Source organism: Pelagibacterium halotolerans, assembly GCF_044811015.1.
Taxonomy (GTDB): domain Bacteria; phylum Pseudomonadota; class Alphaproteobacteria; order Rhizobiales; family Devosiaceae; genus Pelagibacterium; species Pelagibacterium halotolerans_A.
Window position 1 is genome coordinate 2,513,383 of the sequence record NZ_CP085243.1, and the last position, 24,493, is coordinate 2,537,875.

The following is a 24,493-nucleotide window of genomic DNA, read 5'->3' on the forward strand; positions in this document are numbered from 1 at the left end:
TTACGGTACGAAAAAGCCGGCCCCGACCGGGCCGGCTTTCCAAAGTGCCTTCGTTTGATGATCAGTGCAGCACCGCGAGCAACAAGAGCGCGATGATGTTGGTGATCTTGATCATCGGGTTGACTGCGGGACCTGCCGTGTCCTTGTAAGGATCGCCGACGGTATCGCCGGTCACCGAGGCTTTGTGGGCTTCCGAGCCCTTATGGTGCACCTGGCCAGTGGAATCGGTGAACCCGTCTTCGAAGCTCTTTTTGGCATTATCCCAGGCGCCGCCGCCCGCGGTCATCGAAATGGCGACGAAGAGGCCGGTAACGATGACGCCCAGGAGCATGGCACCCAACGCCGCAAAGGCTGCGGCCTTGCCTGCGATCAGAAGGATCACGAGGAAGACGACGATCGGCGAGAGCACCGGCAGCAGCGAGGGCACGATCATTTCCCGGATCGCGGCCTTGGTCAGCATGTCGACCGCGCGGCCGTAGTCGGGCTTTTCCGTGCCCTCCATGATGCCCGGCTTCTCCTTGAATTGGCGGCGCACCTCGACGACGACCGACTGCGCCGCGCGTCCGACTGCGGTCATACTCATGCCGCCGAAGAGGAAAGGCAGAAGCCCGCCAAAGAGCAGCCCGACGACGACATAGGGGTCGGCGAGCGAGAAGCTGACCTGGCCGACACCGAAATAGAAGTCGCCCTCGGTGGCCTCGCCGATGAAGAAGGAAAGATCCTGCGTGTAGGCGGCAAAGAGCACCAGTGCGCCAAGGCCCGCCGAGCCGATGGCGTAGCCTTTGGTCACGGCCTTGGTGGTATTGCCGACGGCATCGAGCGCGTCGGTATTTTTGCGTACCTCGTCGGGCAGGCCAGCCATTTCGGCAATGCCACCAGCGTTGTCGGTCACCGGCCCGAAGGCATCGAGCGCGACGATCATCCCGGCGAGCGCCAGCATGGTGACGACCGCGACGCCGATGCCGAAGAGCCCGGCGAGCGAATAGGTCGCGATGATCCCGGCGATGATGACGAGCGCGGGCAGGGCGGTGGATTCGAGCGAGACCGCGAGGCCCTGGATGACGTTGGTGCCGTGCCCGGTGATCGAAGCCTCGGCGATCGAATTGACCGGACGGCGGCCCGTGCCGGTGTAGTATTCGGTAATCCAGATGATAAGACCTGTGATCACCAGCCCCGCGACGCCGCAGAAATAGAGTGAGAGCGGGGTGAAGGTCGTGGTGCCGACGGTGATCGGCATCATGATGTCGCCGAACATCAGCCAGACCACCGGCAAGAGGGCGGCGAGCGAGAGCACGCCGGTGCCGATGACGCCTTTGTAGAGCGCACCCATGATGTTGCTGCTGGCGCCGAGTTTAACGAAATACGTGCCGATGATCGAGGTGATCACACATGCGCCGCCAATAGCGAGCGGGAGCACCATGCCGACGAGTTTTAGCTCTGCGGGCAGGATGATCGCGGCAAGCACCATGGTGGCAACTATGGTTACGACATAGGTCTCGAAGAGATCCGCCGCCATACCTGCGCAGTCACCGACATTATCGCCCACATTGTCCGCTATGGTCGCAGGGTTGCGCGGGTCGTCCTCAGGGATGCCCGCTTCGACCTTGCCCACCATGTCGCCGCCCACATCGGCGCCCTTGGTGAAGATGCCGCCGCCCAGGCGGGCGAAGATGGAAATCAGCGAAGCGCCGAAGCCGAGCGCGACAAGCGCGTCGATGACGATGCGGTCGGTGGTGTCATAGCCGGCTACGGCGGTGAGGTAGAAGTAGTAGAGCGTGACGCCCAAAAGCCCCAGACCGGCAACGAGCAGGCCAGTCACCGCGCCGGATTTGAACGCGAGATCCAGCCCGCCGCCGAGCGATTTCGTTGCCGCCTGGGCGACGCGGACATTGGCACGGACCGAAACGTTCATGCCGATGAAGCCCGCCGCGCCCGAGAGGACCGCACCGATCAGAAAGCCGATGGCGGCATAGGCGCCGAGCAGAAAAAAGGCGACGATGAAGATGACGACACCGACGATGGCGATGGTCGTATATTGGCGTTTGAGGTAGGCGCTCGCGCCTTCACGGACGGCGGCGGAAATCTCCTGCATGCGGGCTGAGCCAGCATCTGCAGCGAGAACCGTGCGTGTCGTGACGATACCGTAGATGATTGAAAGCACACCGCTTGCAACGATGAGCCAAAGGGCTAGAGACATAGTGTATTCCCCTCAACATTGGTCAGCTATACTGCCCTGGTTACATGCGCACAAAAGCGTCCCCGCTCCCCTTACGCGTGTAATCTCCCCCCAAGGATGTTGAGAGGATAGGCAGATCATCGAGAGGCAAGCAAATGGAATTTATCGACTTTCCGTATTCGGCGTCGATAAGACAATGTTGTTGACGTAATATTTAAGCTGAACTTGAGGCGGTGTTTCTCAGCGCTTTGTCCCAATTGCGTCGAGCGCTACCGCGAGCGCGATGGGATCACCTGCGACGCCGATCGTCTTGAGCCGCGCGGTTGCGCCAGCTTCGATCTCAAGCGTGGATTTGGCGACGCCGAGCGCTTTGGCGAGGAGGGCGATGGCGGCCTTGTTGGCGCGGCCCTTGTCGGGTACGGCGCGGGTCCTGAGTTTGAGAACCGAGGTGCCGTCGGCGCGTTCCTCGATACCTTCGACGGCATCCAGGGACGCATTGGGCGTCACCCGCACGAAAACGAGCACGCCGTTTTTGGTCGGTTTGTACCAGTCCGGCACGTCAGCCGAAGCGGATCTGCGTCATCAACGGGTAGAGGATTACGAGCCGGATGAAGTAGATCACCAGGAACAGGATGATGGGGGAGATATCGAGGCCGCCGAAATTGGGCACGAACTGGCGGATGGGGCGCAGGAGCGGATCGGTGATCTGATAAAGCGCGTTGGCGACCATGGCCACGAACTGGTTGGACATGTTCAGGATGTTGAACGCCAAAAGCCAGCTTACGATGACCTGCCCGATGATGATGAAGATGATCAGGTTCAAGACCAGATCGACAAATTGCAGCAGGCCAAAGAGCATGATCGTAAATCCTTCTTGTCGGCATTCCGACGATATCTAGTCGTTCCCCCGCCCATGGGCAAGACCCGCAAGGGGCCAAGAAAAAAGGCCCGCCTCAGATTACGCGAGGCTGGGCCCAATAGGTCATCCGGTACGCAACACACAAAGATCCGGACAGACCCTATAATGCATGGAGCGTGCCAATTAAGGGTTAATCCAGATTGTGTGGGATCGTCTTGATTTGCATCAAAATGTAGGGAGCGGCGTGGTTAACCGGGCGTTACCGCGTTGCAGGATGCAATGTCCGGGATTTGCAAAATGCGAGGCGAGGGATTCTGTAGGGCCGATACCGCCTCCCATCCTCCCCGCTAGGCTACGGCGTTCACACATCTCCGTTTGTCGCGCCACTCCTTGAACCGTACACGGTTTCCCTTCTCCCCTTGAGGGAGAAGGTGGGCTTTCGCGTTAGCGAAAGGTCGGATGAGGGGTGCGCGGCTGCGGCAAGCGTGGACTCTGTGCTATTTGCAAGGCCGCAGGCACCCCTCATCCGACCGCTTCGCGGCCACCTTCTCCCTCAAGGGGCCTGTTGCACAATTTGCGAATTGTGATTCACTGCTTGTATCTGATTTGGGAGATCGTCATGGCGGTGAAGCGGACAGGTCAGCTTGGGTTTGCGGACGGGGTCGTCGGCGCGACGGCCGGGTCGACGGCGCTGGATCGGCTTTCGGGGCTGGTGAAGTGGTACCGGTTCGAGAAGTTTTTGGCGCCCTTGCGCGACAGCGGACCGGGCCGGGCGGCCTGGCCGCCGCTGGTGTTGTTCAAGGCGCTAATCCTGCAATCGCTCTATGGGCTTTCCGACCGGGAACTGGAGGAGGCGCTTTGCGACCGGCTGTCGTTCCGGCGCTTCTGTGGCCTATCGCTGGAGGAAGGCGTTCCCGACCACACGGTGCTGTGCCGTTTCCGCAACGAACTGTCCGCCGGCGGGCATGTGGAGCGGCTTTTCGGAGAACTCGACCGGCAGTTGGAGAAGGCCGGGCTGATCCTGAAGCGCGGCACGATGCTGGATGCGACGCTGATCGCGTCCGCCTCGGCGCGGCCAGGCGACGGGCGCCCGGCCGTCGACGCGGATGCCCGCTTCGCCAAGCGCCAGGGCAAGGGCGGCTCGGTCTACGGCTACAAGGCCCATGTGGGCGTCGACGAGGGCTCCGGCCTGGTGCGCGCAGTGATCACCACACCGGCCAATGTCAACGACACCACGCCGGCCGACCGGCTGATCCGCGGCGACGAGAAGGCGGTATGGGCGGATGCGGCCTACCACACCCATGCCCGCGAAGCAGCGCTCAAGGCACGTGGCGTCAAGGCACGGCTGGCGAGACGGCCCAACAAGCACCATCCCAAACTGTCACCAAGGCTGAAGCGCTTCAACCGCCTCGTCGCAAGACGCCGGGCGGCGGTGGAAACAACTTTTGCCACATGGAAGAACCGCATGCGCTTGACCCGCATTCGCTATCGCGGTCTCGCCAAGGCAACCGCCCAGGTGCTCCTCGCCGCCATCGCCTTCAACATGCGACGTTGGGCGGCGATCACGCCATAGCTGCGTCCGCCATCCGGCAAAACCGCAACAAAACAGCCGAAACCGCCCAATCAGGCAAACCGAAAACCGCCTCCGTCGCCGTTGCGCCTGCCGCATCAACCTTCCCGTAAACTGCGCAACAGGCCCTCAAGGGGAGAAGGGAAACCGGGCACGGTTCAAGCCCTGCGGTCTCAAACGGAGATGTGTGAATCTCTTTGCCCTTGTGGGGTGGGGGGTGAAACCCCAAACCCTAAATATGAATCGGCCCGTCATTGGCTCCGAGCGCGGCTTCGCGGACGGCTTCGCTCATGGTCGGATGCGCATGGCAGGTGCGGGCGAGATCTTCGGCCGAGCCGCCGAATTCCATCAGCACGGCCGCCTCGTGGATCATCTCGCCGGCGTTCTTGCCCACGATGTGGCAGCCCAGGACGCGATCCGTCGCCTTGTCGGCAAGGATCTTGACGAAGCCCTGGGTCGCCAGCATGGCCTTGGCGCGCCCATTGGCGGTGAAGGGGAATTTCGAGGCCTTGTAGGCGATGCCGTCGGCCTTCAATTCCTCCTCGGTTTTGCCGACCGAGGCGACTTCGGGGCTCGTATAGACCACTGAGGGGATGACGCCGTAATTGACGTGCCCGGCCTGGCCCGCGAGGATTTCGGCGACCGCGATGCCCTCATCCTCGGCTTTATGCGCGAGCATGGGACCGGCGATGACGTCGCCGATGGCGTAGATGCCCTCGACATTGGTCTTGTAGTGCCCGTCGGTCACAACCCGTCCGCGCTCGTCGAGCGCCACGCCGGCTTGATCGAGGCCCAGCCCCTCGGTGAAGGGTTTGCGGCCGATGGAGACGAGCGCGATGTCGGTTTGAAGCGTTTCCGCCTCGCCGCCCTGGGCGGGTTCGAGCGTGGCGGTAAGGCCATCGCCGGACTTTTCGATGCCGGTCACTTTCGTCGAGAGCTTGAATTCGATGCCCTGCTTGGCGAGCATACGCTGGAACTGCTTGGAAACCTCGCCGTCCATGCCGGGCAGGATGCGGTCGAGGAACTCGACGACGGTCACCTTGGCGCCCAGACGCGCCCAGACCGAGCCGAGCTCGAGCCCGATGACGCCGGCGCCGATCACGAGGAGGTTTTCGGGGACCTTTTTCAGTTTAAGCGCGCCGGTCGAGCTGACGATCTTGTCCTCGTCGATCGCGATGCCGGGAAGATCGGTGGAAACCGAGCCGGTGGCGATAACGATGTTTTTGGTCTCGATCTCCTGGGTTGCCCCATCCTCGGCGGTGACGATAACCTTGCCGGCAGCAGGAATCGCGCCGGTGCCGCGGAAGGCGGTGATCTTGTTCTTTTTGAAGAGATATTCGATACCGCCGGTGTTGGACGCAACGGTGTCGTCCTTGTGCGCCATCATGGCCGAAAGGTTCAGTTTGGGTTCGGCGATGTCGATCCCGAGCTGGGGGAAGAGGTGCGTGGCTTCCTCGAACATTTCGGAAGCGTGCAGCAGCGCCTTGGAGGGGATGCAGCCGATATTGAGGCAAGTGCCGCCGAAGGTTGCCCATTTCTCGACGACGGCGACCTTCATCCCGAGCTGCGCCGCGCGGACGGCGCAGACATAGCCCCCCGGGCCGGTTCCGATGATGGTGACGTCAAAACTCTCGGCCATGGCGAAATTTCCTTAAGCTGGGTTTTTGTTTGGTCGCGCTTTCGAACCGGAAAAGCGGTTCCCACTTTTCCTAAAAACGCTCTAGTTGGGCCGCGCTATGGCAACGCGGACGGCAAGTGCAATGAAGGTCAATCCGGTGACGCGGTTGAACCAGCGCCCCAGGCGGAAGAACCCGGCCCGGACCCGGGGCAGGGCGAAAAAGATGGAGACGAGCGCGAACCAGACGAAGAGCTCGATGCTCATGGTGACGACGTAACCGGCCTTGATCGTCGCCGGTGTCGCGGCGCTCACCAATGTGGTGAACAGCGCAACGAAGAACAGGACGGCCTTGGGATTGAGGAGGTTGGTGAGAAACCCCAGGGTAAACGCCGCGCCCCAGTGCATATCCGGTCGCGTAAGGGCATCGGCGATCTCGGGTTCGCGGGGCGGGTCGTCACGGAGCGCGGATACCGCGAGCCAGATCAGATAGGCGGCGCCCACGATCTTGACGATGGTGAAGGCCATGAGCGATTGCGAGATCAAAAGCCCCAGCCCCAGAATGGTGTAGGTTCCGTGCACGAGGATTGCGGTGGCGATGCCCGCGCTCGTGAAGAGCGCTGTGCGCCGGCCATGCGCGATCGACTGGCGCAGCACCATGGCGAAATCGGCGCCCGGGATGACGGCGTTGATGCCGAAGGCGACAAGAAGTGCGAAAAACTCGAATCCGTATTCGGCAGTCATAGCAAAAGCCCCAAAACCATCATGGCGAGCCCGCCGCTGGCAACGATCCAGGTGAGCGTGCGGATATAGGCGACGCCGGCAAGATAGAGCGGGATATAAAGAATGCGAAAACCGAAATAAACGCCCGCGCCCCATTGGGTGAGCCAGTTCGACGTGCCCAGCAATCCGGCTGCAAGCGCGAGACCGACGAAGGCGGGGTAGGTCTCGAGGAAATTATCGAGCATGCGTTTGGCGCGCGCGGCGTAGGGGCCGAGCGGCTTTTGTGCGTCGCGCGGGCTGACATTGTACGCGTGTCCGAGGTCGAGTGTGAGCCAGACCGCCTGAATGGTGATCTGGACGAACAGCAGGACGACGGACCAGACGAGGAGTGTGAGTTCGAGGGGCATGACGGGGCGGACGCAAAAAAGGGGAGGATCGCTGCGACGATCCTCCCCGTGTCTTTAAAGATCGAGCACCAGCCGTTGCGGGTCCTCGAGGCTTTCCTTGACGCGGACGAGGAAGGTGACCGCTTCCTTGCCGTCGACGATGCGGTGGTCGTAGCTCAAGGCCAGATACATCATCGGGCGGATGACGATCTGGCCGTCGACGACCATCGGGCGCTCCTGGATCTTGTGCATGCCGAGGATACCCGACTGGGGCGCGTTGAGGATCGGGGTACTCATCAACGAGCCATAGACGCCGCCATTGGAGATGGTGAAGGTGCCGCCCTGCATGTCGGCCATCGAGAGCTGGCCGTCGCGGGCGGCTTTGCCCAGCCGGCCGATTTCCTTTTCGATCTCGGCGATGGTCATCTGGTCGGCATCGCGCACGACGGGGACGACGAGGCCCTTCTCGGTGCCGACCGCCACGCCGATATGCGCGAAGTTCTTATAGATGATGTCGGTGCCGTCGATCTCGGCGTTGACCGCCGGGATTTCCTTTAAGGCATGGGTCACGGCCTTGGTGAAAAAGCCCATGAAGCCGAGCTTCACGCCGTGCTTTTTCTCAAAGAGATCCTTGTACTGGCTCCGCAGGTCCATCACCGGCTTCATGTCCACCTCGTTAAAGGTGGTAAGCATGGCGGCGGTGCTTTGAGCATCCTTCAGCCGCTTGGCGATGGTCTGGCGTAGGCGGGTCATCTTGACCCGTTCCTCGCGCGGGGCGTCCTCGGCTGGAGACGGGGCACGGGCGGCGGCCGGGGCGGGTGCGGCCTTGGCCTCTCCGCCTGTCTTTTCGAGCGCCTTGAGGACGTCTTCCTTGAGCACCTGACCGCGTTTGCCCGAACCCTCGACCGCATCCGCGGAGACGCCCTTTTCCTCCATCATCTTGGCGGCGGAGGGGGCCGCGGGCATGTCGCTCTTGGCGGCGGGTTGCGCTGCGGCGGCGGGAGCCGGTTCGGGCTTCTTTTCGGCAGCGGCGGGCTTTTCCTCCGCCTTTTTGGCGGGGGCGCCCTCGCCTGCGGCGATGGCGGCGATCAGGGCGCCGACTTCGACGGTGTCGCCTTCGTTGACGTTGACGGCTTCGAGCGTACCGGCCACCGGGGCGGGAACCTCGATGGTCACCTTGTCGGTTTCAAGCTCGACGATGGGTTCATCGGCGGCGACCGTGTCGCCAACCTTCTTGAACCATTGGCCGATGGTGGCTTCGGTGACGCTTTCGCCAAGTGTCGGGACGCGGACTTCGGTGGACATCGTTCTTAAGGTTTCCCTATTGATGTGAGGCGCTTTTCAAGCGGATTTCGGTCGATCTTTGTTTTAGTCGAAGGCTTCGTCGAGGAAGGCCTGGAGCTGGGCGATATGGGTGCGCATCAGCCCCGTGGCCGTGGACGCCGAGGCCGGGCGGCCGACATAGCGCGGACGCCCGCCGGGCTTGCCCATCTGTTCGAGCACCCATTCGATATAGGGCTGGACAAACGCCCAGGCGCCCATGTTTTTGGGTTCTTCCTGGCACCAGACGATCTCGGCATTGGGGAAGCGGGTCAGCTCGTCGATCAGGGCCTTGGCCGGGAACGGATAGAGCTGCTCGAGACGCATCAGATAGACGTCGTTGATGCCGCGCTTCTCGCGGTCTTCGAGAAGGTCGTAATAGACCTTGCCGGTGCAGATGACGACGCGGCGGATTTCGCTGTCGCTCTTGAGGTTGATCTCGGTCTTGGGCGTGCCCGGGGCCTCGGCATCGTCCCAGAGGAGACGATGGAAGAAGCTGTCGGCGCCCATTTCGGCAAGGCCGGAGACCGCCCGCTTGTGACGCAGGAGCGACTTGGGCGTCATGATAATGAGCGGTTTGCGGAAGTCGCGCTTCAACTGTCGGCGCAGGGCGTGGAAATAATTCGCCGGCGTCGTGCAGTTGAGGACTTGCATGTTGTCTTCCGCGCACAGTTGCAGGAAGCGCTCGGGGCGGGCCGAGGAGTGCTCGGGGCCCTGACCTTCATAGCCGTGCGGCAGCAGCATGACGAGGCCGCTCATCCGGAGCCATTTGCGCTCGCCCGCGGCGATGAACTGGTCGATGACGACCTGCGCGCCGTTGACGAAATCGCCGAACTGGGCTTCCCAGATCGTCAATGCGTTCGGTTCCGCGAGCGAATAGCCGTATTCGAAACCCAAGACCGCTTCTTCCGAGAGCATCGAATTGATGACCTCGTAGCGGGCCTGGTTCTCGCTTACATTGTTGAGCGGGGTGTAGGTCTCCTCATTCTCCTGGTCGTAGAGCACAGAGTGGCGCTGAGAGAAGGTGCCGCGTTCGACGTCCTGTCCGGAAAGCCGGACCGGGTGACCTTCGGCGACCAGCGAGGCAAAGGCGAGCGCTTCGGCGGTCGCCCAGTCGACGCCCTCGCCCGAAGCGATGATCTTCCTGCGGTTGTCGAGGAAACGCTGGATGGTGCGGTGGACGTTGAAGCCCTCGGGCACAGCGCAGAGCTTTTCGCCCAGCGCCTTGAGTGTGTCGTGCTCGACACCGGTGATGCCGCGGCGCGGACCGTCGACCTCGGCGAGCTTGATGTTCTTCCACGCACCGTCGAGCCAGTCGGCCTTGTTAGGGCGGTAGTCCTGTCCGGCCTCGTATTCGGCTTCGAGGTGGGCGCGCCAGTCGGCCTTGATCTTGTCGGACTCTTCGGCGCTGAGGACGCCTTGGGAAACGAGCTTTTCCGAATAGATCTCATAGGTCGTCTTGTGCGCGCGGATGGCCTTGTACATCAGCGGCTGGGTGAAGCTCGGCTCGTCGCCTTCGTTGTGGCCGAAGCGACGGTAGCAGAACATGTCGATGACGACGGGTTTGCCGAACTTCTGGCGGTACTCGACAGCGATCTTGGCGGCAAAGACAACCGCTTCGGGGTCGTCGCCGTTCACATGGAAGACCGGGGCCTCGATCATCTTGGCGACGTCGGTGGGGTAGGGCGACGAGCGCGAGAAGTGCGGGCTCGTCGTAAACCCGATCTGGTTGTTGATGACGAAATGGATCGAACCGCCCGTACGGTGGCCCTTCAATCCCGACAGTCCGAAGCATTCGGCGACGACGCCCTGACCGGCGAAGGCCGCGTCGCCGTGCAGAAGCAGCGGCAGTACGGTGGTGCGGTCGGTGTCGCGGGTGTTGAAGACGAAGCGGCCGTCGACAGCAGAGTTCTGGTCCTGCTTGGCGCGAGCCTTGCCCAGCACCACAGGGTCGACGATTTCAAGGTGCGAGGGGTTCGCGGTGAGCGAGAGGTGCACCTTGTTGCCGTCGAACTCGCGGTCCGAGGAGGCGCCCAGGTGGTATTTCACATCGCCCGAACCCTCGACGTCGTCGGGGTAGAAGGCACCGCCCTTGAATTCGTGAAAGAGCGCGCGATGGGGCTTGCCCATCACCTGGGTAAGGACATTGAGCCGGCCGCGGTGGGCCATGCCAAGGACGATGTCCTTGACCCCCAGCGCGCCGCCGCGCTTGATGATCTGTTCGAGCGCCGGAATCACGGCTTCGGCGCCGTCGAGGCCGAACCGCTTGGTGCCGGTATATTTGACGTCGAGGAATTTTTCGAAGCCCTCGGCCTCGGCGAGCTTGGAGAGGATTGCCTTCTTGCCGTTGGCGGTGAAGGTGATTTCCTTATCCGGGCCCTCGATGCGTTCCTGGAGCCAGGATTTGGCCTCGGGGTCGGAGATGTGCATGAACTCGACGCCCATGGTGCCGCAATAGGTACGGCGGAGGATGTCGAGCATTTGCGGGATCGTCGCGTATTCGAGCCCGAGATAGAAGTCGATGAAGATTTCGCGGTCGTAATCGGCTTCGGTGAAGCCGTAATTGGCCGGATCGAGTTCGGGGGCGTCTTCCTGCACTTCGAGCCCGAGCGGGTCGAGCTTGGCGTGCAAATGGCCGCGCATGCGATAGGCGCGGATCATCATGATGGCGTGGATCGAATCCCGGGTCGCCTGCATCACGGATTCGGTGGAAACGGGTGCGCCGGCGGCCTTGGCCTTTTCGGTCGCGGCCTTTTGCGCCTTGACCGCGATCTCGCCCCAGTCGCCGTCGAGCGCGGAAACGAGTTCGCCGTTGGTGACCCGCGGCCAGTCGGTGCGGCGCCAGCTCGGGCCCGAAGCGTTCTTTTTCACATCGTCGGGGCTGTCCGAGAGGTTGGTGAAGAAGTCGGCCCAGCTTGGGTCCACGCCCTTGGGATCGGTCTTAAAGCGGGCGTAGAGGTCCTCGATATAGTCGGCGTTGCCGCCATAGAGGAATGAGGTGAGGAGGAACGCTTCGTTCTGGTCCTGTCGTGCCATTTTTGCTCTCGGGCGGGGGTGCGGTCCCCGTTTTTTGCTGTCAAACCGGCATCCGCGCTGCCAGATGCCGATTGTGGTGCGAACCGTTGCCGGTTTTGTTCGTCCCCGTTTCGGGCGAGAGTGCGGCACAGCTACCGCCCGAAACGCGTTAATCGCCTAGTTTGCCCCGCCGCCCTTTGGGTTTGGTTAACCCTGGAGCCTTCTTTTCGACTGACGTCGAAACGGCTCCAGGTTTTTTTGTTTGTCCCGCTTCCGAACCGAAAAAGTGGTATCCACTTTTTCTGGAAGCGCTCCTAAACCCAAAGGTGGCGCCGGTCGGGGCAAAAGTGAAGGGTCAGCCCTTCAATACTTCCACAAGGGTCGCCCCGATCCGCGCGGGGGATTTCGACACCTTGATGCCAGCGGCTTCCATTGCCGCGATCTTGTCCTCTGCGCCGCCCTTGCCGCCGGAGATGACGGCGCCGGCGTGGCCCATGGTGCGGCCCTTGGGGGCGGTCAGGCCCGCGATGAAGCCGGCCATCGGCTTCTTGCGGCCCTTTTTCGCCTCGTCGATCAGGAACTGGGCGGCGTCTTCTTCCGCCGAGCCGCCGATCTCGCCGATCATGATGATGGATTCGGTGGCGTCGTCGGCAAGGAACATTTCGAGCACGTCGATGAACTCGGTGCCCTTGACCGGATCGCCACCGATGCCGACGGCGGTCGTCTGGCCGAGCTTTTCGTTGGTGGTCTGGAACACGGCTTCATAGGTCAGTGTGCCCGAACGCGAGACGATGCCCACCGAGCCCTTGGAGAAGATATTGCCCGGCATGATGCCGATCTTGCATTCCTCGGGCGTCAGGACGCCGGGGCAGTTGGGGCCGATCAGGCGCGATTTCGACTTTTCGAGCGCGGCCTTGACCTTGACCATGTCGGCGACGGGCACGCCCTCGGTGATGCAGACGATCAGCTCGATCTCCGCTTCGATGGCTTCAAGAATCGCGGCTGCGGCGCCAGCGGGCGGCACGTAGACCACCGAGGCGTTGGCGCCGGTCTTTTCCTTGCCCTCGGCGACCGAGGCGAAGACGGGTAATTCGGTGCCGTCGACGCCCGAGGACCAGGTTTCACCGCCCTTTTTGGGGTGAATACCGCCGACCATCTTGGTGCCGTAATAGGCGAGCGCCTGCTCGGTGTGGAAAGTGCCGGTCTTGCCGGTCAGGCCCTGGACGAGGACCCGTGTGTCTTTGTTGACGAGAATGGACATTGGATGCGGTTGCTCCGGAATTCCTTTGTGTGGCGAGACGGCGGCTTATTTGCCGTCCACTGCAGCGACGATCTTCTGGGCGGCATCGTCGAGATCGTCGGCGGAAATGACGTTCAATCCGCTCTCATCGATGATCTTCTTGCCCTCGGCGACGCGCGTGCCCTCAAGCCGCACGACGAGCGGGACGTTCAAGCCCACCTCCTTGACCGCGGCGATGACGCCCTCGGCGATCACGTCGCAGCGCATGATGCCGCCGAAGATGTTGACGAGGATGCCTTTGACGTTGGGGTCGGCTGTGATGATCTTGAAGGCCGCTGTGACCTTTTCCTTCGACGCGCCGCCGCCGACGTCAAGGAAGTTCGCCGGTTCGGCGCCATAGAGCTTGATGATGTCCATCGTCGCCATGGCAAGGCCTGCACCGTTGACCATGCAGCCGATATTGCCTTCGAGGGCAACATAGGCGAGGTCCCATTTACTGGCCTCGATTTCCTTTTCGTCCTCTTCGGAGAGGTCGCGCAACTCGACGATTTCGGGGTGCCGGAAAAGCGCGTTGCCGTCGAAGGAGACCTTGGCGTCAAGGACGCGAACATCACCGTTTTCCATGACGATGAAGGGGTTGATCTCCAAAAGGCTCATGTCCTTTTCGACGAAGGCTTTATAAAGGAGCTTGAAGACGTCCTTGGCCTGGTCGGCGGTCTTGCCCGAAAGCTCCAGCGCGGAAGCGAGCGTGTCGGCGTCCGCGTCCGTCACGCCGGTGTCGGGGTCGATCGGCAGGGTGAGGATCTTTTCGGGGGTTTCCTCGGCCACCGTTTCGATATCCATGCCGCCCTCGGTCGAGGCGACGAAGGCGACCCGGCCGGTCGAGCGGTCGACCAGGAGCGAGAGGTAAAGCTCGCGCGCGATGTCGGCGCCGTCTTCGATATAGAGGCGGTTGACCTGCTTGCCAGCCTCGCCGGTCTGCTTGGTCACCAGCGTATTGCCGAGCATTTCTTTTGCGTTGGCGACGACCTCTTCAACAGATTTGGCCAGCCGCACGCCGCCCTTGGCGTCGGGGCCGAGTTCCTTGAACTTGCCCTTGCCACGGCCGCCGGCATGGATCTGAGATTTGACCACATAGAGCGGTCCGGGGAGCGATTTGGCGGCGGCTTCGGCCTCGTCGGCCGAAAGGATCGCCACGCCCTGCGCGACGGGAGCGCCAAAGGACTTCAAAAGTTCCTTGGCCTGGTATTCGTGGATGTTCATTCTGTCTTGCCCTCGGGTGGGTTGGGGCGTTTCCGCCGGGGCGGAAACGCGACCGGCGGAATGGGTTTACGCGAGCTTCGGCGCGATCTTCGTGCAGGCCTCGACAAGGCCTTCGACGGCGGCGACGGAGGTGTCGAACATTTTCTTTTCCGCGCCGTTCAATTCGATTTCGACGACTTTTTCAGCACCACCGGCGCCGATCACGACCGGCACGCCGACATAGCGGTCCTTGACCCCGAATTCGCCCGAGAGATAGGCGGCGGCGGGAAGGATGCGCTTTTTGTCCTTCAAATAGCTTTCGGCCATTTCAATCGCCGAGGCGGCAGGCGCATAGAAGGCTGAGCCGGTTTTCAGCAGCCCGACGATCTCGGCGCCGCCATCGCGGGTGCGTTGGATGATCTCGTCGAGCTTTTCTTTGCTCATCCAGCCCATTTTGACCATATCGGGAAGCGGGATACCCGCGACGGTCGAATAGCGCGCGAGCGGCACCATGGTATCGCCGTGTCCGCCCATGACGAAGGCGGTGACGTCCTGGACCGAGACGTTCAATTCGTCGGCGATGAAGTGGCGGAAGCGGGCCGAGTCGAGCACGCCGGCCATGCCGACGACCTTGTTGGTGGGCAGCCCGGAGAATTTCTGGAGCGCCCAGACCATCGCGTCGAGCGGGTTGGTGATGCAGATGACGAAGGCGTCGGGGGCGTATTTGGAAATGCCAGCGCCGACCTGCTCCATCACCTTGAGATTGATTTCGAGAAGGTCGTCGCGGCTCATGCCGGGCTTGCGCGGAACGCCGGCGGTGACGATCACCACGTCAGCGCCTTCGATGTCCTTATATTCGGACGTGCCCTTGAGGCTGGCATTGTAGCCTTCCACCGGGCCGGACTGGGCGAGGTCGAGCGCCTTGCCCTGGGGGACACCGTCGACGATGTCGAACAAAATGACGTCGCCGAGTTCCTTGAGCGCGACCAAATGCGCCAGTGTTCCCCCGATCTGACCGGCACCGATCAGGGCGATTTTCTTCCGCGCCATGAGCAAGTTTCCCTATAGGTAAAGTTGGTTGTTCGTCGCGCTCTCCATAGCCCTTGTGACAAACGGACGCAAGTGAACCCTTCGTATAACCGGCTCGGAATATGCTGTTTTCGATGCAGCGTGGATCTGGCGGTTCCAAAAAAGGTCTGCATTGCTGTCAATTTCCCCGTCAGGGAAAGTAACATTTCAGGAGGAAGCCACCTGCCGCAGCGGCTGGGCAATGTATTCGGCAGACCGCATCTCCTCGAGGCGGGAGAGGCAACGGGCGAATTCGAAGCGGGTTTTGTCGTCCTGGGCGAGATCTTCGAGCGGGGCTTCGAAGCTGGCGGCGAGCTTGACGCCGCGGTCGTAGAGCGTGTCGACAAGAAGGATGAAGCGCTTGGCGGCGTCGGATTTGAGCTTCGAGAATACCGGAACGTGGTCGATGACCAGGGTGTGGAAGGCTTTGGCGAGCTTGAGATAATCCCGCGCGCCCAGGGGCCGTTCGCACAGATCGGCGAAGGAGAAGCGCGCGACGCCCATGGCTTGGGCGGGCACGGTGATGTGGCGTCCTAGGCTTTCAACCTGCATGGGCTGGGGTTCGGCACCGCCCGTCAAATGGGCAAAGAGCGCATCCATCGCTTCATCGATCTCGGGGCCGGTACCGATCCGATAGACGTCCTGGGCGTCAAGGCGTTCGCGGCGATAGTCGGTTTCGGAAGCGAGGTTGAAGACGTCCGTATGGGTCTTCAAAAGATCGATAAACGGGGTGAAAAGCTGGCGGTTGAGGCCGTTCCAATAGAGCCGCTCGGGCGGGATGTTGGAGGTCGCGACGACGACGACACCATCGGCGAAGAGGATTTCGAAGAGCCGCTTCAAAAGCATCGCGTCGGTGATGTCGGAGACAACGAACTCGTCAAAGCACAAGAGCCGCACCGCGCGGGTGATCGGCCGGGCGATGGCGGGGATGGGATCGCGGGCGCCCTTGGTGCCTGGGTTTTCGCTGCGGAATTTCGCGATCCCCTCATGCACCTCGTTCATGAACTCGTGGAAATGAACGCGCCGCTTGGCCTCGACCTGCACGGACGAAAAGAACAGATCCATGAGCATGGTCTTGCCGCGCCCGACATCGCCCCAGATGTAGAGGCCCTTGGGCGCGACGCGCTTGCGCTTAAAGAGCGCCGCGATCACCGAGCCCGATTGCGCCTCAAGTGCCTCAAGCCCACGTGCGACGGCGTCGAGCCGCGCGGCAGCCTCCTGCTGCGCGGGGTCGCGGCGGACCTCGCCGGCAACCACCATATCGGCGTAGCGATCGAGGACGGAGGTGTCCCCGGCGTCTCCGGATGCCAAAATGAATTCTAACCCGTCATCGTGATCGATTGACCACCGGCGAGCGTGCCCACGAGGCGGTTGTCGGGGGACTTGAAGACGGTGCCGATCAATTCGTTGGCGTCGTTGTAGAACTGGATCTGGCTGCCCAGAAGCTGCCAGGAGGTGATGCCCGCAAGCGTCTCCTGCGTACAGCCAGGGGTCGAGGCGCGGTAGCGGCCGGTCGAGCCCTTGGCGGTATAGGTGAGGTTCAAGCGGCATTGCTCGACGCCCGCGGTGACGGTCCAGCCGCCGAGGAGTTTTTCCATGGTCAGCGGCCCGGAGAGGTCGCGTCCGCCGGTCGAAGCGCCCGAAACGTCGTTGAGCGTGGTGAAGTCGCCTGACGCGGTGGTTTGGGTCGAGGGATCGTAGAGCCCGCTATTGGTCGTGCCGCCGATCGGGGGGAGATCGGAGCTCTGGACCGCGCCGGTCTGGACGGGGGTGATGGGCGCGGGTTGAGGCAGCGCGGTCGAGGTCGGACCGGCGCCGCCGAAGCGCTGGCTCGAGCAGGCGCCGAGCGTGGTGCTTGCGAGCAGAACAGCGGCAAGGGCGAGGGCGGTATTACGTTTGACGATCATTTTGTGCGCTCCATGCCGGCGGCGACCGGACATATTCTGGCTAAATCGATAATGGATCGCCGCACTTAACCGGCAGCGAGAGGTAAAGGCAAGATTAACGTCTCTTGTTTTGTGGGCCAAGGCTTTGGGGGTTACCCCGTATCTATCACGTATCGGATGGCATCTTTTTGTCGCTCACGCTCTTTTCATCGCGCTTCGGACGGCTTATCGACGGCGCTAAGAGGCTGACCCGCCAAGCCGGCCCGTCGGACTTTTGGGTCAGCCTCTAAAGCGCAACGAAAGATGAAAACCACATGATCCTCGCGCCATTGCTGATCCTGAGCGCGCTCGGCTGGGCCGGAGCGGAAATCGCCATGCTTGCGACGGGCGGGGTGGGCGCCGTCCCGGGCACTGTCGCGACGCTTGCGCTTTTTCTTCTCGGCGCGGGCATTTTCGCCGCGCGCAGCGAGCCGGATATGGTGCGGGCGGGGCGTGTGGGGATCGTCATGACCGCCTTTGCGGCGCTTTCCTATGGCATGGTGATGATCATCGTCCTGACCTCGGGCACATTGGGGGCCATCGCTGCGGGCGAGATCGGGTATGGCGATGTGGTCTTGACGCCGTTTTACCTTCTGGCGCTGGTTTTTCTTGAAGCCGGGCTCATTGGATTTGCGGTGCACTTCGCCAAAGCCGCGTCGGCACCGCGGTGGCTGGCGCGGGGTTTTGCGGCGCTGGCGATCGCCCATGCGGTGCGGCTGTTTATCCCCGGGGTCTTCTGGTGGCACGCGGCGGCCAATATCGCCCTGGCGCTGATGCTCGCCTATCTCGGCCTCAGGGCGCTCGACCGCGTCAGGCGCCAGAGCGTTCTCAGGAAACGTTGACAGACTTTTCCGGTTCGAGAACGCGACAAAACAAAGAGTTGGAGCATGATGGCGATTCAGCGGATCGCCATCATGCTCCAGGGAGCCCGTTTATCTTCCTTGCAAGCGCGATATCGTTTTCGGTGACGCCACCCTTGGAATGCGTCGAGAGCGCTATATCGACAGTATTGTAGCTGTTGGACCAGTCCGGGTGGTGGCCGGCCTTCTCGGCCAGAAGCGCGACCTGGGTCATGAAGCTGAAGGCTTCGACGAAGGTCTTGAATTTAAAGCTTTTTGTGATCGCGGGGCCTGAAGCCTCGGTCCAGCCCGGGCAATCCTTCAATGCCAGGGTCAGCGTTTCTGCGTCGAGGACGCCGGATGTGGTCTCGCTCATGGCCGTATCTCCTTTATCGCTTGCCGACGCGGGAACGCCGGCGTACGGGCCCGCGTTTCATAAAATGGGCCGCGGGGCATTCATTTCCTCTTTACCAAAGCACAATTTTGCAGGGATTTGGGAGGCTTGCGCGGTTCAAACTTAACTCAATTACAGGAAGACTCTGGTCAAATGCTCCTGGGGCAAAAGGCGCTCCGACCGGCCAGATCGATACTTGCATGATGTTTCACGGAATGCGCAAATCACTGCCAGCGCTCGACTATGTTTCCATCGTCGCGTCGCTTTACAAGGACCGGCGGGGGATGCTGCTGGGGACGCTGGCCAGCGCCGTCGGTGCTGCCGCGTGCGCGTTCAAGGCCGGGTCGCCGGTCCTTTATGTCCACGCCGCGCTGCTTCTCGCTCTGGTCGTCGCGCGCGACTACAATATCCGGGCCTTCTACAAGGCCGATATCGCACCCGACGATGTCGATGCCGCCGAATATTGGGAAGGCAGGGCCGTCTTTTTCGGCTATTTCGCCGCACTGGCCTATGGCAGCTGGTGCTTTTCCTCTGCGGTTTTCGTCGACGATGTCTTTGCCGAGCTGGTGAGCATCACGGTTACGGTTGCTGCCATGGTGGGGATCGTCACGCGCAATTTCGGCTCGGACAAGCTCATGACCGTGCAGGTGCTGGGCATGGGCGGGCCGATGGTGCTGGGGCTTCTGCTTTCAGGGGACATCTATCAGGCCATCCTCGCCTCGCTGTTCCTGCCCATGCTCATCAGTTTCCGGTCCCTTGGCGCGGACGTCCGCAACCACTTGCTCTCGGCGGTGCATGAGCGCGTTGCGGCGAAAAAGCTCGCCGACCAGCTCGATACCGCGCTTGCCACCATGCAGCACGGGCTATGCATGATCGACGAGAACGGGGTGATCGCGCTGGTTAACGGCCGTGCCGAGCAGACCTTTGCCTCGATTGCCGAGGGCGCCTGGGTGGGGCGTACGGTAGCGGAGCTTCTGAGCGAGGCGATTTCCCGCCGGGCGTTACCGCATGCCACGGCAGACCGGTTGCTGCGCATGATCGAGCGGCAGATGGGCGGCAAGGTGATCATGAAGCTGTCCGACGATTTCCACTGTGAGGTGACGATTTCCTCGCGCGGAGACCGCACGGTGCTGCTGCTTGAAAACGTCACCGAGCGCGTCCGGACGCAGGAGCGCATCAATTATATGGCGCGTTACGACCGTCTGACGGGGCTGCCCAACCGCGTGCAGTTCACCGAACTCGTCGAAGCGGATCTCGCGCGTCGCCGCAGCCTGAACCGGCACGAGCCGGCCATGCTGATGATCGTCGATCTCGACGATTTCAAGCACGTCAACGATTCCCTCGGGCATCTGGCGGGCGACAAGGTCCTTGCGGAAACGGCCAGACGCATCGGCTCCGTGATTGGGCGCAAGAGCCATATCGCACGCTTTGGCGGCGATGAATTCGTTATCTACCGATCGGTCAACACCAGCGGGACGAGCGGTGCCACTGAAGCCGAAGAGATCCTCTCGGCGCTCTCGCGGCCGTTTGTGCTCGACGGAGAGAATGTCGACCTCAAGGCAAGCATCGGCTTCGTCCGGCTTATCGAGGATGCATCGGATCTCGACGAGCTGATCAGCCGCGCCGATCTGGCGCTTTACAAGGCCAAGGCGCGTGGCAAGGGGCAGTGGCAAGAGTTCCACGACGCGCTGGACGTCGAGTTCCGCTACCGCCAGCGGCTCAAGGCCGACCTGCGCGAAGCGATTGCGAGCGAACAGATCAAGCTCGTTTATCAGCCCATGGTCTCGCTCAAGGACCGTTCGGTGGTGTGCTGCGAGGCGCTGGCGCGCTGGACGCATCCGGAACTCGGGCCGATCCCGCCCATGGTGTTCATCGAGCTCGCCGAGGAGACCGGCATCGTCGATGAGATCACCCGCCATGTTCTGACCACGGCGACGGCGGAATGCGCGAACTGGCCCGAGACGATTTCGGTTTCGGTCAATGTTTCGGCGCGGGACCTGTTGTCCGATATGCTTGCCAAGGATGTCTCGCGCGCGCTCAAGGCGAGCGCGTTGCCGCCTTCGCGGCTCGAGATCGAAGTGACCGAAACCGCGCTTATCGAAGACAGGGAAATGGCATCACGGCGGCTTCGGGCGCTTGCCGATCAGGGCATAGGCATTGCATTGGACGATTTCGGCACGGGGTATTCGTCGCTCTCCTATCTGCACGAAATGCCGTTCTCCAAGCTCAAGATCGACCGTTCGTTCGTCGCCGATATCACCACCGACGCGCGTTCAGCGCAGCTCATGGCCAATGTGGCGCGGCTGGGCAAGGATCTCGACCTGACGCTCACCGCAGAGGGCGTGGAAACCGAAGAGCAACTCGCGCTTTTGAGCGCCCACACGCAGGTCGACCAGGTCCAGGGCTTCCTCTTTGGCATGCCGCTGCCGGCGGGTGAAATCCGATCGCTTATCGGCTCCATAGGGGCCACGCCGAATGCCGCACCGCAATTACGGTTAACGCGCGGCTAAACTCCTATTTTCCCAAGCAAATTTTTATCTCTGCGCGGCCATACGCGGGGGGCGACGGGCACCGCCATTTCCGTAAATGCAAAAATGCCGTTCAAATTTGGTTAAAAATCGATTAATATCGCCCCTATCAGTCACGGGGACGATAAGTAATGCGTACACAGCAGACTGCGGACCGCAGGCAGGTGACGACGTCTCGTTTTGCGACGACACTTATGGATATCCTCGATCGCGTCGAATACCGCCGCGTGCGGCTCGACGAGGAGCTCGATCCCGTCTATCGGCTGCGCTACGATGCGTATCGACGCGAGGATTTCATTCCCGCCAACAACGAGCATGTTGCGCGCGACGATCTCGATCTCGTGCCTAACGCTATGTGCTATGGTGTTTATATCGACGGCCAGCTCGTGAGTTCGCTGCGGCTTCATCACCTTACTGCCGAGCACCGGTATTCCCCTTCGATGACGGCCTATGCCGATATCTTGCATCCCAAGCTCGATGCCGGCATGCATTTCGTCGATCCTTCGCGGTTCACCGCCGACCGGGATGCCGCGCTCGCCTATCCGGCGCTGCCCTTTTTGACGATCCGGCTCGCGGCGATGGCGTGCGAATATTTCAAGCCCGATTATTGCCTCTCCTCGATCCGCGAGGAGCACGCGGCGTTCTACAAGCGTGTGTTCGGCTCGGTCGAATGGGAAGGCGTGCGGTATCTGGGCGGTGGGCTCAAATTCCCCGTTCGGCTCTATGCGGCAAAATACAGCGAAATCCGCGACCGTGTCGCCGACCGGTTTCCGTTCTTCATGTCAACGCCCGAGGAGCGCGATGCGCTGTTCGCGCCGGGTTCGGAAGCCAATTACGTTGCGGCGATCCACCCGACCGCGCGCAAGGCAGCGATCGCCGAGCACCGGTTCGCACCCACCGAGGCGGCGGAGTAGGGCGAGGCGGGGTTCGCCCGTCTAATGCCAGTGCGGGATGGGCTCGCTGAGCGTCTGGAGGTTCTCGGGCATCTCGCCTTCGATGCGGCGGAGCAGGAGCCGCGTCAGTTCGGTGCCGGCGAAATAGACGTCCTCTTCGAGGCTGTCGACGTCCGGGAAGACCGTGGGCAGGATGTCGGTTGTCTGCTTTGAGATCAGGTCGAACTCGCGCCCGATCCGGAGGCCGCCTTCGTAAAGGCCGCTGATCAGTGCAATGGCCCGGGTTTCGCTGTCGCAGATGATGCCGTCGGGCCGCTCGGGGGACGCAGCGAGCGCGATGCCGAACGCGCGCAATTCGGCGCTGCGGCCGCGTGCGGCGCGCGTATCCATCAGCGTTCCGGAAATCCCCGCGCGGGTCACTTCGCCTTTAAATGTCGTGACGATGTTGTGGTAGTTCGTCGTGGAATCGTCGCCGATCGCGAGCATCAGCTTGCGCCGGCCCTTCGAGACGAGCCGCTCGACGGCGAGCCGGGCGAAGGCCTCCGAATGGAAGTCGTGATAGGCGTGAGGGGTGAAGAACTCCGTGCGCCCGTGGGTGACGAAGGGGAAATCGGCGTCCATCATCAATTGCACGCGGGGGTCCCGCGGAGCGGTGTGGGTGATGATGACGCCGTCGGCTGTGCGATTGTCGAGAATGTAGCGGATCGAGTCCACCGAGGCCGTGCGCTCGAATTCCGGGGTTACGGTCAGATGATAGCGTGTCCCCTTTATGGCGTGCCCGACTCCCTGGATCATGTTCTGCGCGAAATCGATCGAATCGGGGGCGCCGTCGAGCACCAGCGCGATGACATTGGTCTTGCCGGTCCTTAGCCGCACGCCGGCGCGGTCGGGTACATAGCCGACGGCACGCGCGGCCTCCTCCACCTTGCGCCGGGTTTCCTCCTTGAGGCTCGCACCGCCGCGCAGTGAAAGCGAAACGGTCGACAGGCTCAGTCCCGTAATCTCGGCGATGGTGCGTAGCGTCGCACGGCTTTTCGATTTATTCTCGGTTTTGGCGGCGTCCCGCGTATCTCGCATGAATGACCCTTGCTCCCTGGTCCTTTTATCTACACGTGGAAGGGCTGTCGTCAAACTGGTAAATTTATAACGATGCATCGTTGACGAAGAAGCCTCCGCAGTAGCAACATTTTCATTAACATCATGAAATTAATCATGAAATTGTCACTTCAGCTGTGCTATGGCAAGTGTTTTGAGATTTCTATTGCAACGTTGCAATTATTCTGATTTGCTGGCGGTGACGCTGGAGAGGGATTCAGCGCACTTGGAGGAGGAACCGATGCTCAAAAAGAGCCTGGCGGCCAGTGTCGCCGTTCTGGGCATGGCCGGGATGGCCCTGCCTGCCCACGCGGAAGTGTCGATCATGTATGCGGACTGGCTGAGTTCGCTGGTCGAGCCCGGAATTGCGGATTTCGAAGCGGCGACGGGGGAAACCGTCAACGCGATCAAATTGCCTGGCGAGGGTTATGTCGAACGCGTGGCGCTCGATCTCGCCGCCGGTACGGCGGCCGATGTCATCCAACTCGATAGCTTCGTGGTTTCCGAGCTGGCCTCGGCGGGCTATCTGATGCCGCTCGGCGAGATGGGCAGCGGCTGGGATCAGTACCAGCACTATATGCCCGCGCTTCTGGATGTCGTTGCCTATGACGGCGAAGTCTATGCGCTTCCCACCGACACCGACGTGCGCATGCTCTGGTACGACAAGTCGGTCTTTGAAGCCGCTGGCATCGAAATGCCCTGGGAGCCGCAGAGCTGGGATGATGTGCTTGAAACCGCCCGGACCATCAAGGCGGAAACGGGTATCGACAACGCCTTCCTTCTTCCCGCCGGCACCAAGCAGGGTGAAGCGGCGACCATGCAGGGCTTCTATATGGCGCTTTTGGGCGCCGATACGCCCGAGGATGACCGCAACCGGCTGCGCAACTGGGCCGAGGGCAAGTGGATCGGCGACAGCCCGGCGATCCGGCGGACGCTTGAGCTTTATCACGATGTTTACGCCGAGGACGAACTGGCGACCGCTTCGATCAACTATGCGACCGATATCGGCGCCGCGGTGCGCGAGGCCATGGCCAACGACCAGATCGGCATTCTCGCCAGCGGGTCGTGGGAATTCACCTGCCTTTGGGACTGCAATGGCGGTCCGGCACTGCCCAGTGCGGACGAGCGCAACGCATTGATCGGCTGGACGCCGTGGCCGGGTTCGGGCCTGCCGGACACCAAGGCAACGACCAATATCTCGGGCGGCTGGGCGATTGGCGTCAACGAGAACGCTCAGGATCCCGAGCTTGCCTTCCAGCTTCTGACGACGATCTTCGATGCGGGCAATTTTGGCGACTGGACGGTCGAGAACCGCCGCATGGCGGTGCGCACCGACATTGCGGAATCCGAGGCTTATGCGTCCGACCCTTACCTTGCCGAAGCCACGCAGCTTGCCGCCGATACGACCGGCCGCGATACCTATCCCGGTTATCAGGTCGTCTCCGCGCTCGTTCAGCAGATGACGGCGGACATCCTTGACGGGGTGAGCGTCGAAGATGCGATCAGCGAATATCACGCCTCGCTGGTGGACGAGTTCGGGGAAGAAAACGTCATAACCTACGAATAGTCCTCCCTGACTGGATGCGCGGGGAGCTCCACCCGCGC

20 protein-coding genes are annotated in these 24,493 nt (G+C 61.9%); 5 read left to right on the forward strand and 15 right to left on the reverse strand.

What is annotated here, in order from left to right:
• Positions 1–61: 61 nt before the first annotated feature.
• The 3 genes from LG281_RS12345 to LG281_RS12355 all read right to left on the reverse strand — a co-directional run bounded on the left by LG281_RS12345 (position 62) and on the right by LG281_RS12355 (position 3,035).
• On the reverse strand, positions 62–2,197 hold the full coding sequence (locus LG281_RS12345) for a sodium-translocating pyrophosphatase (RefSeq protein ID WP_404401104.1): 2,136 nt from the start codon (positions 2,195–2,197) through the stop codon (positions 62–64).
• 219 nt (positions 2,198–2,416) lie between these two features.
• A complete protein-coding gene (locus LG281_RS12350; protein WP_404401106.1) occupies positions 2,417–2,734 on the reverse strand; it encodes a DUF167 family protein in 318 nt (105 codons plus the stop codon).
• Position 2,735: 1 nt separating this feature from the next.
• Positions 2,736–3,035, reverse strand: coding sequence for a YggT family protein (locus LG281_RS12355; RefSeq protein ID WP_404401108.1), 300 nt, complete (start codon positions 3,033–3,035; stop codon positions 2,736–2,738).
• Between the two features lie 619 nt (positions 3,036–3,654).
• On the opposite strand from LG281_RS12355, the gene LG281_RS12360 reads away from it, so the two are divergent.
• On the forward strand, positions 3,655–4,608 hold the full coding sequence (locus LG281_RS12360; RefSeq protein ID WP_404400976.1) for an IS5 family transposase: 954 nt from the start codon (positions 3,655–3,657) through the stop codon (positions 4,606–4,608).
• A gap of 229 nt (positions 4,609–4,837) precedes the next feature.
• Here LG281_RS12360 and lpdA read toward each other — a convergent pair whose 3' ends face one another.
• The 10 genes from lpdA to LG281_RS12410 form a co-directional block, all read right to left on the reverse strand.
• The gene (gene lpdA, locus LG281_RS12365; RefSeq protein WP_404401110.1) at positions 4,838–6,244 is read right to left on the reverse strand and encodes a dihydrolipoyl dehydrogenase; all 1,407 of its coding nucleotides are present in this window, start codon (positions 6,242–6,244) and stop codon (positions 4,838–4,840) included.
• Between the two features lie 81 nt (positions 6,245–6,325).
• The gene (locus tag LG281_RS12370; protein ID WP_404401112.1) at positions 6,326–6,964 is read right to left on the reverse strand and encodes a LysE family transporter; all 639 of its coding nucleotides are present in this window, start codon (positions 6,962–6,964) and stop codon (positions 6,326–6,328) included.
• Positions 6,961–7,350: an MAPEG family protein gene (locus tag LG281_RS12375; RefSeq protein WP_404401114.1), complete on the reverse strand. Its 390-nt coding sequence runs from the start codon at positions 7,348–7,350 to the stop codon at positions 6,961–6,963. The genes LG281_RS12370 and LG281_RS12375 overlap by 4 nt, the downstream gene beginning before the upstream one ends.
• Positions 7,351–7,404: 54 nt before the next feature.
• Positions 7,405–8,634, reverse strand: coding sequence for a 2-oxoglutarate dehydrogenase complex dihydrolipoyllysine-residue succinyltransferase (gene odhB, locus LG281_RS12380; protein ID WP_404401116.1), 1,230 nt, complete (start codon positions 8,632–8,634; stop codon positions 7,405–7,407).
• A gap of 63 nt (positions 8,635–8,697) precedes the next feature.
• Positions 8,698–11,685, reverse strand: a complete 2,988-nt coding sequence (locus tag LG281_RS12385) for a 2-oxoglutarate dehydrogenase E1 component (protein WP_404401118.1) — start codon at positions 11,683–11,685, stop codon at positions 8,698–8,700.
• A gap of 334 nt (positions 11,686–12,019) precedes the next feature.
• The gene (gene sucD, locus LG281_RS12390; protein ID WP_404401120.1) at positions 12,020–12,925 is read right to left on the reverse strand and encodes a succinate--CoA ligase subunit alpha; all 906 of its coding nucleotides are present in this window, start codon (positions 12,923–12,925) and stop codon (positions 12,020–12,022) included.
• A gap of 45 nt (positions 12,926–12,970) precedes the next feature.
• A complete protein-coding gene (gene sucC / locus LG281_RS12395; RefSeq protein WP_404401122.1) occupies positions 12,971–14,167 on the reverse strand; it encodes an ADP-forming succinate--CoA ligase subunit beta in 1,197 nt (398 codons plus the stop codon).
• A gap of 66 nt (positions 14,168–14,233) precedes the next feature.
• Complete coding sequence (gene mdh / locus LG281_RS12400; RefSeq protein WP_404401124.1) at positions 14,234–15,196, reverse strand: malate dehydrogenase; 963 nt, start codon at positions 15,194–15,196, stop codon at positions 14,234–14,236.
• 186 nt (positions 15,197–15,382) lie between these two features.
• The gene (gene zapE, locus LG281_RS12405) at positions 15,383–16,525 is read right to left on the reverse strand and encodes a cell division protein ZapE (RefSeq protein WP_404401126.1); all 1,143 of its coding nucleotides are present in this window, start codon (positions 16,523–16,525) and stop codon (positions 15,383–15,385) included.
• Between the two features lie 8 nt (positions 16,526–16,533).
• A complete protein-coding gene (locus LG281_RS12410) occupies positions 16,534–17,121 on the reverse strand; it encodes an AprI/Inh family metalloprotease inhibitor (RefSeq protein ID WP_404401128.1) in 588 nt (195 codons plus the stop codon).
• 293 nt (positions 17,122–17,414) lie between these two features.
• On the opposite strand from LG281_RS12410, the gene LG281_RS12415 reads away from it, so the two are divergent.
• Positions 17,415–17,981: a hypothetical protein gene (locus LG281_RS12415; protein WP_404401130.1), complete on the forward strand. Its 567-nt coding sequence runs from the start codon at positions 17,415–17,417 to the stop codon at positions 17,979–17,981.
• Positions 17,982–18,051: 70 nt separating this feature from the next.
• On the opposite strand, the gene LG281_RS12420 is transcribed toward LG281_RS12415, so the two are convergent.
• On the reverse strand, positions 18,052–18,354 hold the full coding sequence (locus tag LG281_RS12420; RefSeq protein WP_404401132.1) for a 4a-hydroxytetrahydrobiopterin dehydratase: 303 nt from the start codon (positions 18,352–18,354) through the stop codon (positions 18,052–18,054).
• Positions 18,355–18,587: 233 nt separating this feature from the next.
• Here LG281_RS12420 and LG281_RS12425 point away from each other — a divergent pair, with 233 nt between their 5' ends.
• Both LG281_RS12425 and LG281_RS12430 read left to right on the forward strand, forming a co-directional pair.
• Complete coding sequence (locus LG281_RS12425; RefSeq protein WP_404401134.1) at positions 18,588–20,882, forward strand: putative bifunctional diguanylate cyclase/phosphodiesterase; 2,295 nt, start codon at positions 18,588–18,590, stop codon at positions 20,880–20,882.
• Between the two features lie 149 nt (positions 20,883–21,031).
• Positions 21,032–21,814 carry an N-acyl amino acid synthase FeeM domain-containing protein gene (locus LG281_RS12430; protein WP_404401136.1) on the forward strand — a complete coding sequence of 261 codons (783 nt, stop codon included), beginning with the start codon at positions 21,032–21,034 and terminating at the stop codon, positions 21,812–21,814.
• A gap of 21 nt (positions 21,815–21,835) precedes the next feature.
• On the opposite strand, the gene LG281_RS12435 is transcribed toward LG281_RS12430, so the two are convergent.
• Positions 21,836–22,870, reverse strand: coding sequence for a LacI family transcriptional regulator (locus tag LG281_RS12435; RefSeq protein ID WP_404401138.1), 1,035 nt, complete (start codon positions 22,868–22,870; stop codon positions 21,836–21,838).
• 259 nt (positions 22,871–23,129) lie between these two features.
• Between LG281_RS12435 and LG281_RS12440 the strand changes: the two genes are divergently transcribed.
• Positions 23,130–24,455 (forward strand): extracellular solute-binding protein, encoded by a 1,326-nt coding sequence (locus tag LG281_RS12440; protein ID WP_404401140.1) that lies wholly within the window; start codon positions 23,130–23,132, stop codon positions 24,453–24,455.
• Positions 24,456–24,493 lie beyond the last annotated feature (38 nt).

Bases quoted from the DNA above. Each gene is read 5' to 3' on its own strand.
- odhB (WP_404401116.1), bottom strand. From the start codon at position 8,634: ATGTCCACCGAAGTCCGCGTCCCGACACTTGGCGAAAGCGTCACCGAA.
- sucD (WP_404401120.1), bottom strand. From the start codon at position 12,925: ATGTCCATTCTCGTCAACAAAGACACACGGGTCCTCGTCCAGGGCCTG.
- LG281_RS12430 (WP_404401136.1), top strand. From the start codon at position 21,032: ATGCGTACACAGCAGACTGCGGACCGCAGGCAGGTGACGACGTCTCGT.
- sucC (WP_404401122.1), bottom strand. From the start codon at position 14,167: ATGAACATCCACGAATACCAGGCCAAGGAACTTTTGAAGTCCTTTGGC.
- LG281_RS12415 (WP_404401130.1), top strand. From the start codon at position 17,415: ATGATCCTCGCGCCATTGCTGATCCTGAGCGCGCTCGGCTGGGCCGGA.
- LG281_RS12410 (WP_404401128.1), bottom strand. From the start codon at position 17,121: ATGATCGTCAAACGTAATACCGCCCTCGCCCTTGCCGCTGTTCTGCTC.
- LG281_RS12435 (WP_404401138.1), bottom strand. From the start codon at position 22,870: ATGCGAGATACGCGGGACGCCGCCAAAACCGAGAATAAATCGAAAAGC.
- LG281_RS12385 (WP_404401118.1), bottom strand. From the start codon at position 11,685: ATGGCACGACAGGACCAGAACGAAGCGTTCCTCCTCACCTCATTCCTC.
- lpdA (WP_404401110.1), bottom strand. From the start codon at position 6,244: ATGGCCGAGAGTTTTGACGTCACCATCATCGGAACCGGCCCGGGGGGC.
- LG281_RS12360 (WP_404400976.1), top strand. From the start codon at position 3,655: ATGGCGGTGAAGCGGACAGGTCAGCTTGGGTTTGCGGACGGGGTCGTC.
- mdh (WP_404401124.1), bottom strand. From the start codon at position 15,196: ATGGCGCGGAAGAAAATCGCCCTGATCGGTGCCGGTCAGATCGGGGGA.
- LG281_RS12425 (WP_404401134.1), top strand. From the start codon at position 18,588: ATGCGCAAATCACTGCCAGCGCTCGACTATGTTTCCATCGTCGCGTCG.
- LG281_RS12440 (WP_404401140.1), top strand. From the start codon at position 23,130: ATGCTCAAAAAGAGCCTGGCGGCCAGTGTCGCCGTTCTGGGCATGGCC.
- LG281_RS12370 (WP_404401112.1), bottom strand. From the start codon at position 6,964: ATGACTGCCGAATACGGATTCGAGTTTTTCGCACTTCTTGTCGCCTTC.
- LG281_RS12375 (WP_404401114.1), bottom strand. From the start codon at position 7,350: ATGCCCCTCGAACTCACACTCCTCGTCTGGTCCGTCGTCCTGCTGTTC.
- LG281_RS12345 (WP_404401104.1), bottom strand. From the start codon at position 2,197: ATGTCTCTAGCCCTTTGGCTCATCGTTGCAAGCGGTGTGCTTTCAATC.
- LG281_RS12420 (WP_404401132.1), bottom strand. From the start codon at position 18,354: ATGAGCGAGACCACATCCGGCGTCCTCGACGCAGAAACGCTGACCCTG.
- LG281_RS12355 (WP_404401108.1), bottom strand. From the start codon at position 3,035: ATGCTCTTTGGCCTGCTGCAATTTGTCGATCTGGTCTTGAACCTGATC.